Below are 13812 nucleotides of genomic sequence, written 5' to 3' on the forward strand. Positions count from 1 at the left end.
AAAACAGAGTTGTGCCGGTGTTGCCGCTAGGTTGCATAGCGATCGATGTCAAAGCGATCCTGGTTGGCTTCGATCCAGCGATAGGTACTCGCCAGCCCATCGCGGAATGAAACGCGACGCCGCCAGCCGGTAAAGCGCTGCATCTTCCCAGTATCTGCAATCAAGCGGTTAACTTCGCTATTCTTCGGTCTTATTCGCTGGCTGTCGGTTTCGATTTGTGGCCGGTATCCGGCAATATCGCTCAACAGATCGACCGCCTCGGCGATCGACCACTCCTCACCGGTACCAAGGTTAACCGTCTCGCCCTCTGCGTCAGCACAGCCCGCCAGCGCCAACAGTCCGGAGGCTGTGTCCGTGACATAGTTAAAGTCCCGAGTCGGGGTCAAGCTACCCAGCTTGAGGAGAGGGCGCCGCGCCGCAAGTTGGGAGGCGATCGTCGGGATCACCGCGCGAGCGGTCTGGCGAGGGCCGAAGGTGTTGAAGGGACGCGCCGTCACCACGGGCAGATCGAAAGAAAGGTGGAAACTCTCCGCCATCTTGTCGGCGCCGATCTTCGAGGCCGAATAGGGTGACTGTCCAACCAATGGGTGCGTTTCGGGAATCGGCACCTGCTGTGCCGTGCCGTAAACCTCCGACGTCGAGACATGAACGAGACGCGTCAGCGAGTCGGACTCCCGGCAAGCCTGCAAGACGTTCAATGTACCGAGAACATTGGTTTCAACGTAGGAACGCGCGGCCACGTAGCTGTAAGGGATGGCGATCAAACTGGCCAGATGGAGCACGTATTCGGCGTTGCCGATACCTTCCTTTACACGCACGGGGTCACGGATGTCGCCGGAGAACAGCTCGACCTCTCGCCGAACCGGCGCCTCTAGGTCCTGCAACCAGCCGATCTCGCTCCAAGAGTTGTAGTAGGTCAATGCGCGAACCCGCGACCCAGCCGCCACCAATTGCTCGACCAGGTGGCTGCCGATGAACCCGTCCGCGCCGGTCACGAACACGCGCCTACCGTTGAGCCAGTCCGTCATGCGTCGTCGATCCCCCGGAATGCGGCCCGCGCCGTTTCCAGATCGTCAAGGGTGCCGATATCGCTCCAGTACTCGTGTATCGGAAAGACAGCCACCCTACTCTCTTTCTCGCTTTGAAGTTTCAGTAGGTCCGTCATATTGAAGAATCGCTGTGGAATATCTTCGATAACGCGCGGTGATAAAGCATAGATCCCAGCATTACATAAAAAGCGCTGCGACGGTTTTTCCTCCAGGCCGCGAAACCAGCCGCCGTCTGCCCGCAAGACACCATAAGGGATATCCACGACGTACTCGACAGCGGCCACTGTCATGTCAGCTTCCTGCGCGCAATGGAAGTCGTGCAAGTGGCCGAAGTCGGAGGTCGTGACGATGTCGCCATTCATGACCATGACAGGGCCGTCGACTGGCTTGGACATGAGCGACAGCGCACCCGCCGTGCCCATCGGCTGCGTCTCCCGAAGGTACTCGATCTCGACGCCAAGACGCACACCGTCGCCAAGATGGTTTTCGATCAGATGGCTGAGATAGTTGACGGATATGAGAATCCGAGACACGCCGGCTCTCGCCAATCGGCGCACAAGCCGCTCGAGCAACGGCACTCCCCCGATCTCCACCATCGGTTTGGGGACATGATCGGTGATCGGCCGCAATCGTCTTCCTAGACCGCCCGCCATGATCACCGCAGCTGCAAAGCCGCTCGCATGCCGATCCGCAGGCGCCTCCGGATCCAGTTCGGTCACATGCAACAGTGTGACGAAACGGCCATCGGCATCGACGCGCGGCACGGTCATGACATTACCGCGCTTCATGCGCTCCAGAACTTCCAAGTCGGACGTCGCGGGCTCCGCCACCAACGGGGTTCTGGTCATGGCCTCGACCGCAGGAGTCGCGAGCGTGCCGCCGGCGAGCAAACAACGACGCACGTCACCATCGGTCAAGGTACCGAGCAGCTTGCCGGCGGAGTCCACCACCACGGCGATGCGCCGCCGGCTCGCCTCTATGGCGCGCACGACGTCGACCAGCCGGTCCTCTGGGTTGAGCGGCGTTTCGCTCACCGAAACCAACCTCCTTCGGTCTCGCCCTTCAGGGTCATGCGCTTGCGCAGCAGGTCCTGGTTCAGCGGCACCTCGGCCAGCACCTTGGCGATCTTCACACCGGCGCCGCCGAGGTAGTAGGGGTTATCGGCGGTCCGGCATGTCTCGCGGAAAGCGGCGTCCTCGAAGCAATGGCGCACGGCCAGCTCGATTTCTTCGGTCCCGTAGCCGGCATCCAGCACATTGTCGCCGCGCAGGCGGCCGTCCTGACGTGAACCGATATTGACCGTCGGGCAGGCGAAGGCCGGAGTCTCCTTGATGCCGGAGGAAGAGTTGCCCACGCAAGCGACGCGCAGGGCAGGGCTTCGGGCCAATGCCAGAATGCCGTGATAGAGGTGGCGGCCCAGCGAGCGGTGGACCTGAACGTTGGCGGGCTTCGTGGAGTCGAGCGCTTGCAGCCGCTCGATGATCTGGCGACCGCCGGCGTCGTTATTCGGGTAGGTCAGGATGACCTGGACGCCCTCTCCCGCCAGGCGCAGCATGGCTTGGAGCGAGGGTTCAAGCTGTTGGGCGGCCTGGTCGAACTCGGTGGTCACCGAGTGTTGGGTGAAGAGCACCAAGGGGCGCTCGAGGTCCAGGTCAAGGTGCGACGCCACTTCCTCAGCCGATGCGAAGCGCTCTTCCGAAATCAGATCGATCGCCGGGAAACCGACGGTGTGAACCCGCCAGTCTTCCTCGCCCATCCCGAGGATCCGGTTGCTGGCTTGGCGGTTGGTGGTGAAATGCAGATGTGACAACTTACTCATGGCGTGTCGTACCGAGTCGTCCAGCGCACCGCCCTCGGTCAGATCACCACCTTCGATGTGCGCCGTCGGCACGTTCATCTGAGTCGCGGCGATGACCGCGGCGAAGCCTTCGAAGCGATCCGCGTAGACCACCATCAGATCCGGCCTCAGCTCCGCCAGCACCCGGCTGACTGCGAGTACGCCCGAACCGATCGCCTGGGCGGTGGCGAACAACGAGGCGGCGTCCATCTCGATCTTAACTTCGGCATCGACCCGAAAGCCGTCGGCCTCGATCTCCGCAAGCGTACGCCCAAAGTGGGTGTCCAGATGGGCGCCCGAGACCAGCAACCGGTAATCCAGCTCCGGGTGCGCGTCGATCGCCTTCAGGATCGGGTACTGCAGCCCGTACTCCGCCCGGTTGCCGGTAAAAATCGCGATCGTCCTCTTGCTCATCCGCCGCCCTGCGTTTCTGCCAGTCGCCCGGCGATCAGCCGGGCCATGCCCGCGTCCACCGTCGTCACGGGGTACCAGCCGGTTGCGCGCGTCGTTGCCGCAACATCAAGGACCAGATTAGAGCACCGCCCGTTCGGCGCCGTTTCCTCGAGGGTGCGCTCCGCTTCGCCAGCGGCTTCCAGTGCCATGCGTGCCAGCTGGCGAATCGCCACCCCCCTGCCAGTGCCGAGGTTATAGACACCGGCCGAGGCCCGGTCCAACAGGGCAATGACACCGGCAACAGCATCGTCGATCCATAGAAAGTCGCGCACCGGCCCACCGTCGCGCAGGCGCAGGGGCGCGGAGCCAGGTATCTGCTCCAGAATTGTGCTGACGACGGTGCCACCGGCCATGCCGGGGCCTATGAGATTGGCAAGGCGCAGAGCGACTCCTCCGGCAGCCGTAACCTGTTCCTCGCTCGAAAGCTTGCCCAGCGCATAGGGGTCTCGGGCCGGCGTCGGGTCACCGACCTTTCGTGGCGATGCCTCCGCATCGCCGTAAACCATCCCCGAAGACGCATACAGCAGACGCCCGAAGCGCCCATCGAGGAGCACCTGCAAGGTAGAAGTCACCTCTGCAACATGATCTTCGCCGGCCACCAAGGCGGCGCCTCGGTCACTCCTTTCGGCCAGGTGGATCAGAATGTCGCCACCGGGGGTATCTCTATAGTCGGTCACCTGGACAGACGGCATATCGGGCAGCGGCCGCCGCGCAACGCCGAGCACATTCCGCCCGGCTGCCAGCAAATCGCGGCAGAGGTGCCTCCCGAGAAAACCCGAGGCGCCTGTGACGACGATGCGCCCACTCATAGCCGAGACATCCCCAGAACGCCGCCCACCGTCTCGTCGTCCCACGGCCTTCGCAGTTCAGACCCCATCGTATCCCGATGCGCAACGGCTATCTCGACGCGGTACGTCCTCATGTTTCGCCTGGCGGCAGCGAACCGGCGCTTCAGGCTTGGGAGGCTGGGTGGCCGTAGCGATTCTCTCGCTATTGGTCCTGATAGCGTCGTGGGCGAAGTGATCGAACTGCAAGGTCTTATTGATTGTCCAGGCAAACGCCGGCTTGCAGAGGAGCGGGCGAAGGTTCATGGCCAGGCACCCTCTCGAAGGTGAGTCAGAGTCAAGCCGCGAAGCCTTCGATGTCACCTGGCTGAATGTGGACGTCTGCCGGCAGATCCCGGGTCGCCGCCTTGCCGATCACCTCTTGCAAACGCTCGGCCTGGATCGGGCCGGTGCCGGGGCGCTTGACCCAGGTGTTGGCCTCGCTGAAGGGTTCGCCCGTCCTGACCGGTGCGGTCGTCACGACGGTGGCATAGGCGAAGTCGATCACAGGCTGCTCTTCCGGCAGCCGGGTTTTGCCCCCCCCGCGCGCCATCCAGATAGCCTCCGAACCCTCGATCAAGTCGCTCAGCTCGTCGGGCTCGATCGAAATCGGCGTATCCGGCCCCGGCCAGGAGCGGGAGACCGTGAAGTGCTTCTCCAGCAGGCCGGCACCGAGCGACACCGCGCCCAAACAGGTCCAGATGTTCAGCGAGTGGTCGGACAGGCCGATCGGGATGTCGGGGAAGGCTTCGCGGAGCTCGGTCACCCCCCCAAGGCGCACCTTCTCGTAGGGAGTCGGGTACATGGAGGTGCAGTGCATCAGCGCCAGAGGCACGTCGAACTCGCGGATCGCCGCGACCGACCGCCGGACCGAGGCGAGGTCGTTCATGCCGGTGGAAAGGATGATCGGTTTGCCGAGCTTCGCGATATGACGCAACAGCGGCAGGTTGTTGCACTCGCCCGAGCCGATCTTGAAGGCAGGCACGCCCATGGCATGCAAACGGTCTGCCGCCTCGCGCGAGAAGGGGGTGGACAGGTAGACCGTACCCTTTTCGCGGCAGTAGGCCTGAACGCGCCGTTCTTCGTCCTCCGTCAGCTCGCATCGTTTGATGATGTCCCACAGGCGCTCGTCCGAGATCTCGCCAGGCTTCATGTCCGTGGGCACCATCTCCTTCTCGGTGATGTGGCATTGAAACTTCACCACCTCGGCTCCGGCCGCCACGGCGGCGTCGACCATGGCTATCGCCTTGTCGAAATCACCTTCGTGATTGATACCGACTTCAACGATCACCAGCGGTGCGTGATCGGCTCCGACAAGGCGCCCTTCGATCTCAAACTGTGGCATAATCCTGCTTTGTCTGGCTGATGGGCTGGTTGTCGGCGACACGCTGCAATACATCGGTCGGAATTACCGGAAAGATACGGCAAAACGGTACCCTTCTCCAAAACCACCGGCGCCATAAGCAGCTAATTGGCGACGACATCAGGATCTTTGCAATCTACGCTAGTTTCAACCTGTCTAGCATAGGAATTCAGGCATTTGTAGGCGAAGACTGCCGCTTCGCTCAATAGGCAGAAGCGGCGCAGAAAGCCCGTTGGTACCCAGGTCTGCTGCGCGATGGCCTCCAGGTCGGTCAGCTCAAATGGCCGTATGTATCCTTGGCAAATCAGCGATACTGCAACCGACGGCTCTAATGAATTTGCAGCATCAAGCTCGCTCACCTAGGAAACCAAGGGCCTCCACGAGCCGCCCTAACCTTTGTGTAGAGTAGATAGACTCGGCCTAGTAAAACATCTAGCCATCTACTGATTAGACAGTTCGACGAAGACACCATGATTTCCTGCAGCAGACGTCCGGCCGCCCAGACATCAAAGCAATTCCCCGATGCATTCTAAGTGCGATTGGCGTCCTCGAATTTGTGTTGGTCTTGTGACCTACAACAGCGCCTTGGTTATCGCCGAAACGCTGGACAGTTTGGAAGCTGCGGATCCTACCGGTCTGGAGATTGAATTCCTGGTTCGGGATAACGGTTCGCGCGACGACACGCTGGCACTGCTGCAGCGCCTCGCCCACAAGGTTGGGCGTCTGCGCCTCCTTCCCGGCGGCGACAATGTCGGTTATGGCCGTGGCCATAACGCGATCTTTGCCAGCACTGACTGTGACATATATGTCGTGTGTAACCCCGATATTTTGGTCGAGAAGGATTTCTTCGCGCGGACAATCGACTTTCTGCACGCCAACCCAGGCGTCGGGATCATGTCACCGCGCATGACCTTCTCCGACGGCACTCTGCAGTACCCCAACCGGCGCCATCCGACGCTGTTTGACCTAGCTCTGCGCCGCTTCCTGCCCACAGCTCTGCAGGGACCCTTTCGCGCCCGTATGGCTCGCTACGAAATGGCGGACGTGGGTTACGACCGGAGCGTTGATGTCCCTTTCTGCTCAGGCGCACTCATGGTCTGCAGAGCGGACGTCCATGCGCGGGTCGGTGGATTCGACGACCGCTATTTCCTTTACTTCGAGGATGCCGACCTGTCGCGTAAGTATCAGGCCGCCGGTTGGCGTACCGTCTACAACCCTGACGTTATGGTAGTACACGGTTGGCAAAGGGCGGCACACAAGAGCCTGCGCATGGCCTTGGTCTTCGCGCACAATGCCCTGCGCTACTTCAACAAATGGGGTTGGCAACTCTGGTAGACCCGCCTCGCCGAGATATGCGCTGGCGTCGTGACGCAGGACATCGCAGGCTCGGAGCGAGCACGCAGGCCAAGGTCTTCGCGATGAAATCTTGCCGCTTTCTTTCGGCGTAGGTAGACATGTATGTCCCTAGAATAGTTGCTCTTGGGCTTCCACCGGCTAGCTGGACCTACGGCGCCAGTAGACCTTGTGAACTGAAGGCTGTGCGATGGCGATCGTCTAGACCAACTCTCTCAAATGAGTTGAAATTCTGATCTTCACGAGTAAGTGCGCCGAAGCCTCTGAATAAAGATGCCGCCGTGAAAATGATACCTTCCTCCGTCACTGCGTCATACCTCGCAGGCAAGACGGCGATCCGAAGGTCCGATCGAGAATGGGGTCGATGCAGTTTTCCAGTGTGAAGGATGCTTCTGGAGTGGATGCTGTCGAAGCGCGAGTTACCGCCTCCACCACGACCAGAGCCGCTCTTCGGCTGCATGGCCTGGATGAGCAGCGTTCGAGACTACGCGAGTTTGTCGAACGCTGCCGTACAGGTCGAACCGAATACCGCCTGACGCCACAGGCTGAAGCAACGCCGTTCGCCAGATGCTTTGCGCTTTTCGGTCTGCATCTGCTTCACGATCGCGACTCCCTCGACCGCGACCGCGATGCTCTTGTCGAGGCTTTGCTCCGCGATCTGCTGGCTAAGCGTGCCGAGAACTCGGGCGTGCCGAAGGGTAAGGGATACCGCCAGCTCCTTTGCTTCACACTCAGCGCTCTTTCGGTTCTCGGCGGTCAGCACGATACGCGACTTGGGCGATTGATCGAAGAGCAACTACCCAACGATCTGGAGAGCGAACTTCGGGATCTGGGCGCCCTCGAAGGCAGAGCACAGTCGGGTAATCAGGCCATGTTTCTGGCGATTTTTCTCCTGCATGCTAAGGATTTTTTGGGGCGGGACACGCAGCGATCACTGGATCTCTGGCTTTCGTTACACCGCCATTCGGCAAATCGCTTGGGGTTTTGGGGTCCCAATGCTGGTCCAACGCACCTGCACTTCCAGAACGGCTATCATCAGTATGAGATCTTCGAGTACCTAGGCGAGCATCTTCCGGATCAGACTGCAGCTATCGATGCGGTCGTAAGCTTGGCCGATCCGAAGGGTCATTTCGCACCCTATCCCGGCGGCGGCGGCTGCTTCGACTACGATGCCGTCTTTGTTCTAACGCCGGACGGTAGGACCTCTGAACAGGAAGCGTCGCATGCCCTCCTGGAGCGAACCGCAGCCAGCATTTCTGAGGAACAGCAGAAGGATGGGGGGTTCTGCGAGAGCCAGCAGGTTCGCCCGAGGCTGCGCAATCTGACGGGATTTCTGGAGCGTATCGGCAGCGCACGCAATCCACAGCTACTGAAGGAGCGGGCACGCTATGCCTTGGCGCTTCAGCGGCCTAAGCATGATCGAATCCACACCCATTGGAGTCTCTACCAGCGGGCCTGGGGCGAATCCAATCTCTGGGACTCTTGGTTCCGCATGCTGACCCTTGCGCGTATCGCCTGTGCTTTCGATCCTGGCGAAGCGTCCCGATGGGGCTTCATCGACTATCCCGGTATCGGCTGGCACCCCTCTCTGCGCAGGTCCGACACCCCTTAGTGACTAAAGTTTTCTACATTTCACCCTCGGTACTGCCGTCGCGAACGGCCAACTCGGTTCACGTCGTTCATCAGTGCGCGGGCTTTGCCAAAGCAGGAGCGCAAGTCACGCTCTTCGCCAAGCGCAGCTTGCCCAACGTGGCTGAGACGTCGGCGGCGCTGGCCGCCACCTACGGCGTACTTGAGGGCACATTCGATCTGGACAGCTTTTTTAGTAGGTCGCCCAGAGGCGACAGTCTCAAGATCGCGGCGCTAGCTCTTTATCGCCTGGCACGGAGACCGCGACCCGACCTCGTACTCTCACGCAATCTTTATGCCGCCTATGTCTTGGCCGTCCTGCAGGGCAGACCGCTGGTCTTTGAGACACACCAATTGGAAAGCGGACCGCGCAAGCCACTGCAACGCGCGATCATGACCCGGCCGAACGTGACGACGCTGGTCATTTCGGAGAAGCTGAAAGAGATCCTCAGCACACATCATGATGTTTCTCCGGCATGCGCGCTGGTGTTGCACGACGCAGCTCCCGAAGGTATCCGTCCGCTGCCGGTCGAGACGAAGCGTCCGGTGCTGCAGGAACTGCTGCCGACCCAAGACCTGTCGGCCTGGCAAGCGGTCTGCGGCTACTTCGGACATCTCTACCCCGGCCGTGGGATCGAGGTCATCGAGGCTATGGCTCGAGCCCGACCGCGGGTATTGTTTCTGGTGTTCGGCGGCAATGAGAGAGACATAGCGGACCGGCGAGCTGCAACACAGATGGACAACCTTGTTTTCGCCGGTTTCCTGCCGCATGCAACGGCGCAGCGTGCCATGGCAGCTTGCGATGTCTTGCTGATGCCCTATCAGACATCGGTTTCGATTGGCGTCTCGGGGCACGACACGGCGCGCTGGATGTCGCCGATGAAGATGTTCGAGTACCTGGCCTCCGGAACGCCGCTCATCTCCTCCGATCTGCCAGTGCTGCGCGAAGTCTTGGACGATGAGCGGACAGCGTTGCTGGCGCAGCCTGACCACACGGAGGCATGGCTCGGCCAACTCGACCGCTTGCTGGCGGAGCCCACCCTGGCCGTCAAGCTAGGGACAGAAGGTCATCGGCGTTATATGGAGTCTCATACCTGGACTCGCCGAGCCGAGGCGATCCTCGCTGCTACAGGTGTGAAGGCAGCCACATGAGAGAGATCTTCGTCCTTATCCCCTCGCTCCATCCGGCCGGCCCGGTGAAAGGTGCGATTGCGCTGGCCAACGCGCTGGCCGGCGATCGCCCAGTGACTTTGGCTCATATCAAGGCGGGGCCGGGAGCTGAAGCCGCAGTCGATCCTGCGGTTAAACTGCTAGCCCTTTACGAAGCCGGGAGTTGGCGAGCGCGAACCCACAGGCTTGCTATGGCTTTGGAACAAGCGGGAGGGCGAGGCCGCAAGGAGGGTGGCGCGGCCATGATCTCCTTCTGCCTCTCGGCTGACGCCATGGCCCTACAGGTCCGCCGACACGCTCGCTGGATCTCAAGCGTGCGGGGTAATCTGCCACGCAACTATCGCTTCGACTACGGTCCGCCGGGTGTGGCCCTTGCGATCGCTCACCTGACCTCATTGCGCCTGTCCGACCGAGTGGTCGCCATGACTGAGCCCATGGCTGCGCAAATCGCTCGCTACACCGGCCGCAATTCCAAGGTGATTGGTAATTTTGTCGATGAGGCACCGCTTGAGGCCTTCCGCCGAAGTCCCGATCCGCAGGCGCCCTACACCTTCGCTTTTCTCGGTAACTTAAGTCTTCGCAAGCAGCCGCACGTGCTGCTCGATGCCGTTCGGCGGTTGGTCGCCCAGGGTGTCAAGCTGCAGGTAGATGTCATGGGCGAGGGTCCGATGCTAGCGGCGTTGACAGAGACAGTGCAAAAAAACGACCTGGAGAAGCAGGTGACTCTCCATGGTCACGTCATGTGCCCCTACAGACTGTTGGCTCGAGCTGACGCCCTGGTTCTCCCGTCGCTATCAGAGGGCATGAGCCGCGCGGTGCTTGAGGCAATGCAGCTTGGCGTGCCGGCGGTCTTGCGCGACGTGGATGGCAATCGCGCACTGGTGCATGAAGGTCGAAACGGTTTGCTCTTTGCACGGGATGCCGACCTGCCATCCGCCATGCTGGAGGCCGCAGAGTTGCGCCGCAAACAGGCGGCCTGTGGCAGCTTGTTGCCGCAGGAGTTTCGACAGGGCCCTTGTGCCCAGGCTTTTCTCGACTTGGTGGAAGCAGAGTGACCGATTTTGACACCTACTTCGCCTACCTCACCCGGCGCTCGCGCCTGGGACAGCTTTACCGCCGCTACTGGCTCTATCCGCGCCTTTCGCGCGAACTACAGGGCGAAGTGTTGGACATTGGCTGCGGTATCGGCGACTTCTTGGTCTTCCGGCCTGGCACGATCGGCGTCGACATCAATCCGAAGCTCGTTGCCTACTGTCAGGAGCTTGGCCTTGACGCGCGCGAGATGCCTCTTGACCGCTTGCCCTTCCCGGATGCCAGCTTCGACGGAGCTGTGCTGGACAACGTGCTGGAGCACCTAGCCGAGCCACGGCCGCTTCTGACGGAGGCGTACAGAGTTCTGCGGCCAGGCGGCGCCCTATTGGTCGGTGTGCCCGGCGGGCTCGGCTATACGGCGGACCCCGATCACAAGATATTCTATGATCAATCCAGGCTCGTTGAGACCCTCTCATCGGGAGGCTTTGGGAAGCGTCGATTGTTCTACATGCCGTTCAGGTCGGCTCTGTTGGACCGCCGAATGCCGCAGTACTGCATATATGGTGTCTTTGAACGGTTAGATATTCCGACGTAGTATGGTGTGAAGGTTGGAATAATATTTGATTTAGTCGACGGCTTTTCTTTTCCCACGAAAGCAACAGCAGACGCTTCAGTTCTACGCAGAGCTCATATTCGCGCAACAAGCCGCCCTGGCCAAGCAAGCTTGGTATCTCGCCATGCTTTCGCTCGACTCTCTCATGACGTAGGAGTCAGCCTAAGAATTTGGGGTCTTGGCTGCTGGGACGATAGATGATGATTTATCCCGTTATTCTGTCAGGCGGATCCGGGACCCGCCTCTGGCCCCTCTCACGAGAGGCCTTTCCAAAACAGCTTCTTCCGTTGTTTAGCGAGCGGTCTTTACTGCAGGACACAGTGGAACGCCTGCGCGACCCGACGCTCTTTGCCGCACCGTTGCTGATCGCAAACCACGAACATCGCTTCTTGATCGCCGAGCAGCTTCGCTCGATCGGTGTCGAGCCGGCGGCGATCGTCCTCGAGCCTTTTGGACGCAACACGGCACCGGCCGCGGCCCTGGCGGCGCTACTGCTCGAGCGCAGGGATCCGGACGCGGTGATGGCTTTGTTCCCTGCCGATCATGCTATTCCCGACGTAGCCGCCTTGCGGCGCGCGCTCGAAGCGGCAACTCCGGCGGCCGAGGAGGGCCGGCTAATCACCTTTGGTGTACAGCCGACTCTGCCGGAGACCGGCTACGGCTACATCCGTGTCGGCGATGCCTTGGCCGGGCTGAGCGGGGTGCGTGAGGTCGTGCGCTTCGTGGAAAAGCCGGATGGCGCAACAGCGGCGCAATATCTGGAGTCGGGCGACTACCTTTGGAACAGTGGCATCTTCATGATGCGAACGACTGTGTTCCTGGAGGAACTGAGGCGGCTCCAGCCAGCCGTGATAGAGGCAGCCCAAGCAGCCTTGACAGCAGCGCATAGCGATTTCGACTTTCTGCGTGTCGATGGGGAGGCCTTTGCACAGTCGCCTTCTCTTTCGATCGACTATGCAGTGATGGAACACACCAGCCGTGCCGCCGTCGTTCCCATGAACTGCGGCTGGAGCGACGTAGGCGCCTGGCAAGCACTTTGGCAGTTGGAAGAGAAGGACGCCGATGCCAATGTCAGCAAGGGGCCCGTGCGCCTGAGCACCACACGCGAGAGTTACTTCCGCAGCGAGGACGGCCGCCTGCTTGTCGGCATCGGTGTCGAGAACTTAATCGTGGTGGCGACGAAGGATGCCACGCTCGTCACCACACGAGATTGCGCGTCGCAGGTGGGCAAGCTGGTGCAAGATCTGAAAGCCGAGGGGTATAGCGAGACAACACTGCCACCCGTCGTCTATCGGCCTTGGGGCACCTATGAAGACCTCGCCGAAGACGACCGCTTTCGGGTAAAACGGATCGTCGTGAAACCAGGCGCGAGTCTATCGCTGCAGTATCATCACCACCGCTCCGAACACTGGGTCGTGGTCGAGGGCGAAGCGGAGGTCGAATGTGACGACACCCGCCTGACGGTGCGACCGAACGAATCCGTCTATATTCCGACGGGAGCCCGGCACCGGCTGAAGAACGCCCAATCCGATCCGCTGGTGTTGATCGAGGTGCAATGTGGCGACTACGTCGGCGAAGACGATATCGTGCGTCTGGAAGACAACTACGGCCGCACGGAGGAGATTGAGCCGCGAGCCGACGAGCCGGTGTCTACCCGAGAGGATTCGTAAACCACGCTAGCCAAAGCTCGACAGCCCAGAACTCTACAAGTGGTTCCGCTGGAGTGTCATCTCATAGCGGAAGCGGTCGCTTGGATGGGTGTTGACCGACATTTCGACCAGCCGTCCCTGCTCGCTGAAGTACCGTCTGGTAATCACCAGAACGGCAGCGTGCAGCGGTACCATCAGCCGCGACGCGACGTTGAGATCGGCGGTCGAAGCGGCGATCTCTTGCTTCACTTCCTTGATTCTGACGTCGTAGCGCTGTTCGATCATCGCATAGACGGCGCGCGGCTCCGCACCGATCTGATCGAGAATATCCCCGTAGTCCGGGTCGACATAGATTTCGGAATAGCAAACGGGCTCAGATCCCGCCTCACTGCCTGGCGTCGCACGGCGTAAGGCGTTGACACGGAACCACTCGCTACCGGACCGGCAGTGCAGGCGCTGAGCCTGCTCGGACTGCAGCAGAATGCGGTCGATTGACAGAATCTCCAGCCGAGTCGAGCTGGCGTACTGCAGCAACTGCTCCAGATGACTGATCGAATTGACGAACTGGCCGGCCCCCTGCTGGGAAACCAACACCGTTCCCATGCCCTGGCGCCGCTTCACATACCCCATATCCTGCAGTCGGCGCAGCGCCTCGCGAACCGTATGGCGGCTCACGCCAAAACGCTCGCAGAGCTCGATTTCGGTGGGTAGGCGTTCGCCTGTGGCATAGCGCTGCTGCAGGATATCCTCCAGCAGCGCCGAGATGACCTCCTTGTAGCGGGGCCGGTCGCGCTCTTCGGTTGGCAGGTCGCGTGTTTCGGTCATAGCCACTTTTTGCAC

Annotated in this window: 14 protein-coding genes; 6 read left to right on the top strand and 8 right to left on the bottom strand. The window is 60.9% G+C overall.

Features of this window, described 5'->3' with window-relative positions; translation table 11 throughout:
* Window positions 1–26: 26 nt before the first annotated feature.
* From DBZ32_RS08470 to DBZ32_RS08495, 6 genes are all read right to left on the bottom strand, one after another.
* Window positions 27–1028 (bottom strand): GDP-mannose 4,6-dehydratase, encoded by a 1002-nt coding sequence (locus DBZ32_RS08470; protein ID WP_119166699.1) that lies wholly within the window; start codon window positions 1026–1028, stop codon window positions 27–29.
* A complete protein-coding gene (locus DBZ32_RS08475; protein WP_162906643.1) occupies window positions 1025–2083 on the bottom strand; it encodes a nucleotidyltransferase family protein in 1059 nt (352 codons plus the stop codon). Before DBZ32_RS08475 ends, DBZ32_RS08470 begins: the two co-directional genes overlap by 4 nt.
* Complete coding sequence (gene neuC, locus DBZ32_RS08480) at window positions 2080–3300, bottom strand: UDP-N-acetylglucosamine 2-epimerase (protein ID WP_119166701.1); 1221 nt, start codon at window positions 3298–3300, stop codon at window positions 2080–2082. The genes DBZ32_RS08475 and neuC overlap by 4 nt, the downstream gene beginning before the upstream one ends.
* Window positions 3297–4148, bottom strand: coding sequence for an NAD-dependent epimerase/dehydratase family protein (locus tag DBZ32_RS08485; RefSeq protein WP_119166702.1), 852 nt, complete (start codon window positions 4146–4148; stop codon window positions 3297–3299). The genes neuC and DBZ32_RS08485 overlap by 4 nt, the downstream gene beginning before the upstream one ends.
* A 313-nt stretch (window positions 4149–4461) precedes the next feature.
* The gene (locus DBZ32_RS08490) at window positions 4462–5508 is read right to left on the bottom strand and encodes an N-acetylneuraminate synthase family protein (protein ID WP_119166703.1); all 1047 of its coding nucleotides are present in this window, start codon (window positions 5506–5508) and stop codon (window positions 4462–4464) included.
* 122 nt (window positions 5509–5630) lie between these two features.
* Window positions 5631–5885 (bottom strand): dTDP-4-dehydrorhamnose 3,5-epimerase family protein, encoded by a 255-nt coding sequence (locus DBZ32_RS08495; protein WP_119166704.1) that lies wholly within the window; start codon window positions 5883–5885, stop codon window positions 5631–5633.
* A 163-nt stretch (window positions 5886–6048) separates the two neighbouring features.
* On the opposite strand from DBZ32_RS08495, the gene DBZ32_RS08500 reads away from it, so the two are divergent.
* Window positions 6049–6861 (top strand): glycosyltransferase family 2 protein, encoded by an 813-nt coding sequence (locus DBZ32_RS08500; RefSeq protein WP_119166705.1) that lies wholly within the window; start codon window positions 6049–6051, stop codon window positions 6859–6861.
* Between the two features lie 502 nt (window positions 6862–7363).
* Here the strand turns inward: DBZ32_RS08500 and DBZ32_RS22040 are convergent.
* Window positions 7364–7675 carry a hypothetical protein gene (locus DBZ32_RS22040; protein WP_162906645.1) on the bottom strand — a complete coding sequence of 104 codons (312 nt, stop codon included), beginning with the start codon at window positions 7673–7675 and terminating at the stop codon, window positions 7364–7366.
* Window positions 7676–7987: 312 nt separating this feature from the next.
* On the opposite strand from DBZ32_RS22040, the gene DBZ32_RS22045 reads away from it, so the two are divergent.
* The 5 genes from DBZ32_RS22045 (at window position 7988) to DBZ32_RS08525 (ending at window position 12993) form a co-directional block, all read left to right on the top strand.
* Window positions 7988–8491 (top strand): hypothetical protein, encoded by a 504-nt coding sequence (locus DBZ32_RS22045; RefSeq protein WP_162906646.1) that lies wholly within the window; start codon window positions 7988–7990, stop codon window positions 8489–8491.
* Window positions 8425–9660, top strand: coding sequence for a glycosyltransferase family 4 protein (locus DBZ32_RS08510; protein ID WP_119166707.1), 1236 nt, complete (start codon window positions 8425–8427; stop codon window positions 9658–9660). Before DBZ32_RS22045 ends, DBZ32_RS08510 begins: the two co-directional genes overlap by 67 nt.
* Window positions 9661–9920: 260 nt before the next feature.
* A complete protein-coding gene (locus tag DBZ32_RS08515) occupies window positions 9921–10733 on the top strand; it encodes a glycosyltransferase (RefSeq protein WP_162906647.1) in 813 nt (270 codons plus the stop codon).
* Window positions 10730–11305, top strand: a complete 576-nt coding sequence (locus DBZ32_RS08520) for a class I SAM-dependent methyltransferase (protein ID WP_162906648.1) — start codon at window positions 10730–10732, stop codon at window positions 11303–11305. Before DBZ32_RS08515 ends, DBZ32_RS08520 begins: the two co-directional genes overlap by 4 nt.
* A gap of 218 nt (window positions 11306–11523) precedes the next feature.
* The gene (locus tag DBZ32_RS08525) at window positions 11524–12993 is read left to right on the top strand and encodes a mannose-1-phosphate guanylyltransferase/mannose-6-phosphate isomerase (protein WP_235830131.1); all 1470 of its coding nucleotides are present in this window, start codon (window positions 11524–11526) and stop codon (window positions 12991–12993) included.
* A gap of 33 nt (window positions 12994–13026) precedes the next feature.
* Here the strand turns inward: DBZ32_RS08525 and DBZ32_RS08530 are convergent, their stop codons facing one another.
* Entirely contained in the window at window positions 13027–13797 is a 771-nt protein-coding gene (locus DBZ32_RS08530; RefSeq protein ID WP_119166711.1) for a GntR family transcriptional regulator, read from the bottom strand.
* Window positions 13798–13812: the final 15 nt, after the last annotated feature.

This window comes from Algihabitans albus, assembly GCF_003572205.1.
GTDB classification, from domain to species: Bacteria; Pseudomonadota; Alphaproteobacteria; order Kiloniellales; family DSM-21159; genus Algihabitans; species Algihabitans albus.

Coding starts and splice junctions, on each gene's coding strand:
- DBZ32_RS08470 (WP_119166699.1), bottom strand. CDS start 1,028: ATGACGGACTGGCTCAACGGTAGGCGCGTGTTCGTGACCGGCGCGGAC.
- neuC (WP_119166701.1), bottom strand. CDS start 3,300: ATGAGCAAGAGGACGATCGCGATTTTTACCGGCAACCGGGCGGAGTAC.
- DBZ32_RS08485 (WP_119166702.1), bottom strand. CDS start 4,148: ATGAGTGGGCGCATCGTCGTCACAGGCGCCTCGGGTTTTCTCGGGAGG.
- DBZ32_RS08490 (WP_119166703.1), bottom strand. CDS start 5,508: ATGCCACAGTTTGAGATCGAAGGGCGCCTTGTCGGAGCCGATCACGCA.
- DBZ32_RS08500 (WP_119166705.1), top strand. CDS start 6,049: ATGCATTCTAAGTGCGATTGGCGTCCTCGAATTTGTGTTGGTCTTGTG.
- DBZ32_RS08510 (WP_119166707.1), top strand. CDS start 8,425: ATGGGGCTTCATCGACTATCCCGGTATCGGCTGGCACCCCTCTCTGCG.
- DBZ32_RS08515 (WP_162906647.1), top strand. CDS start 9,921: ATGATCTCCTTCTGCCTCTCGGCTGACGCCATGGCCCTACAGGTCCGC.
- DBZ32_RS08525 (WP_235830131.1), top strand. CDS start 11,524: ATGATTTATCCCGTTATTCTGTCAGGCGGATCCGGGACCCGCCTCTGG.
- DBZ32_RS08530 (WP_119166711.1), bottom strand. CDS start 13,797: ATGACCGAAACACGCGACCTGCCAACCGAAGAGCGCGACCGGCCCCGC.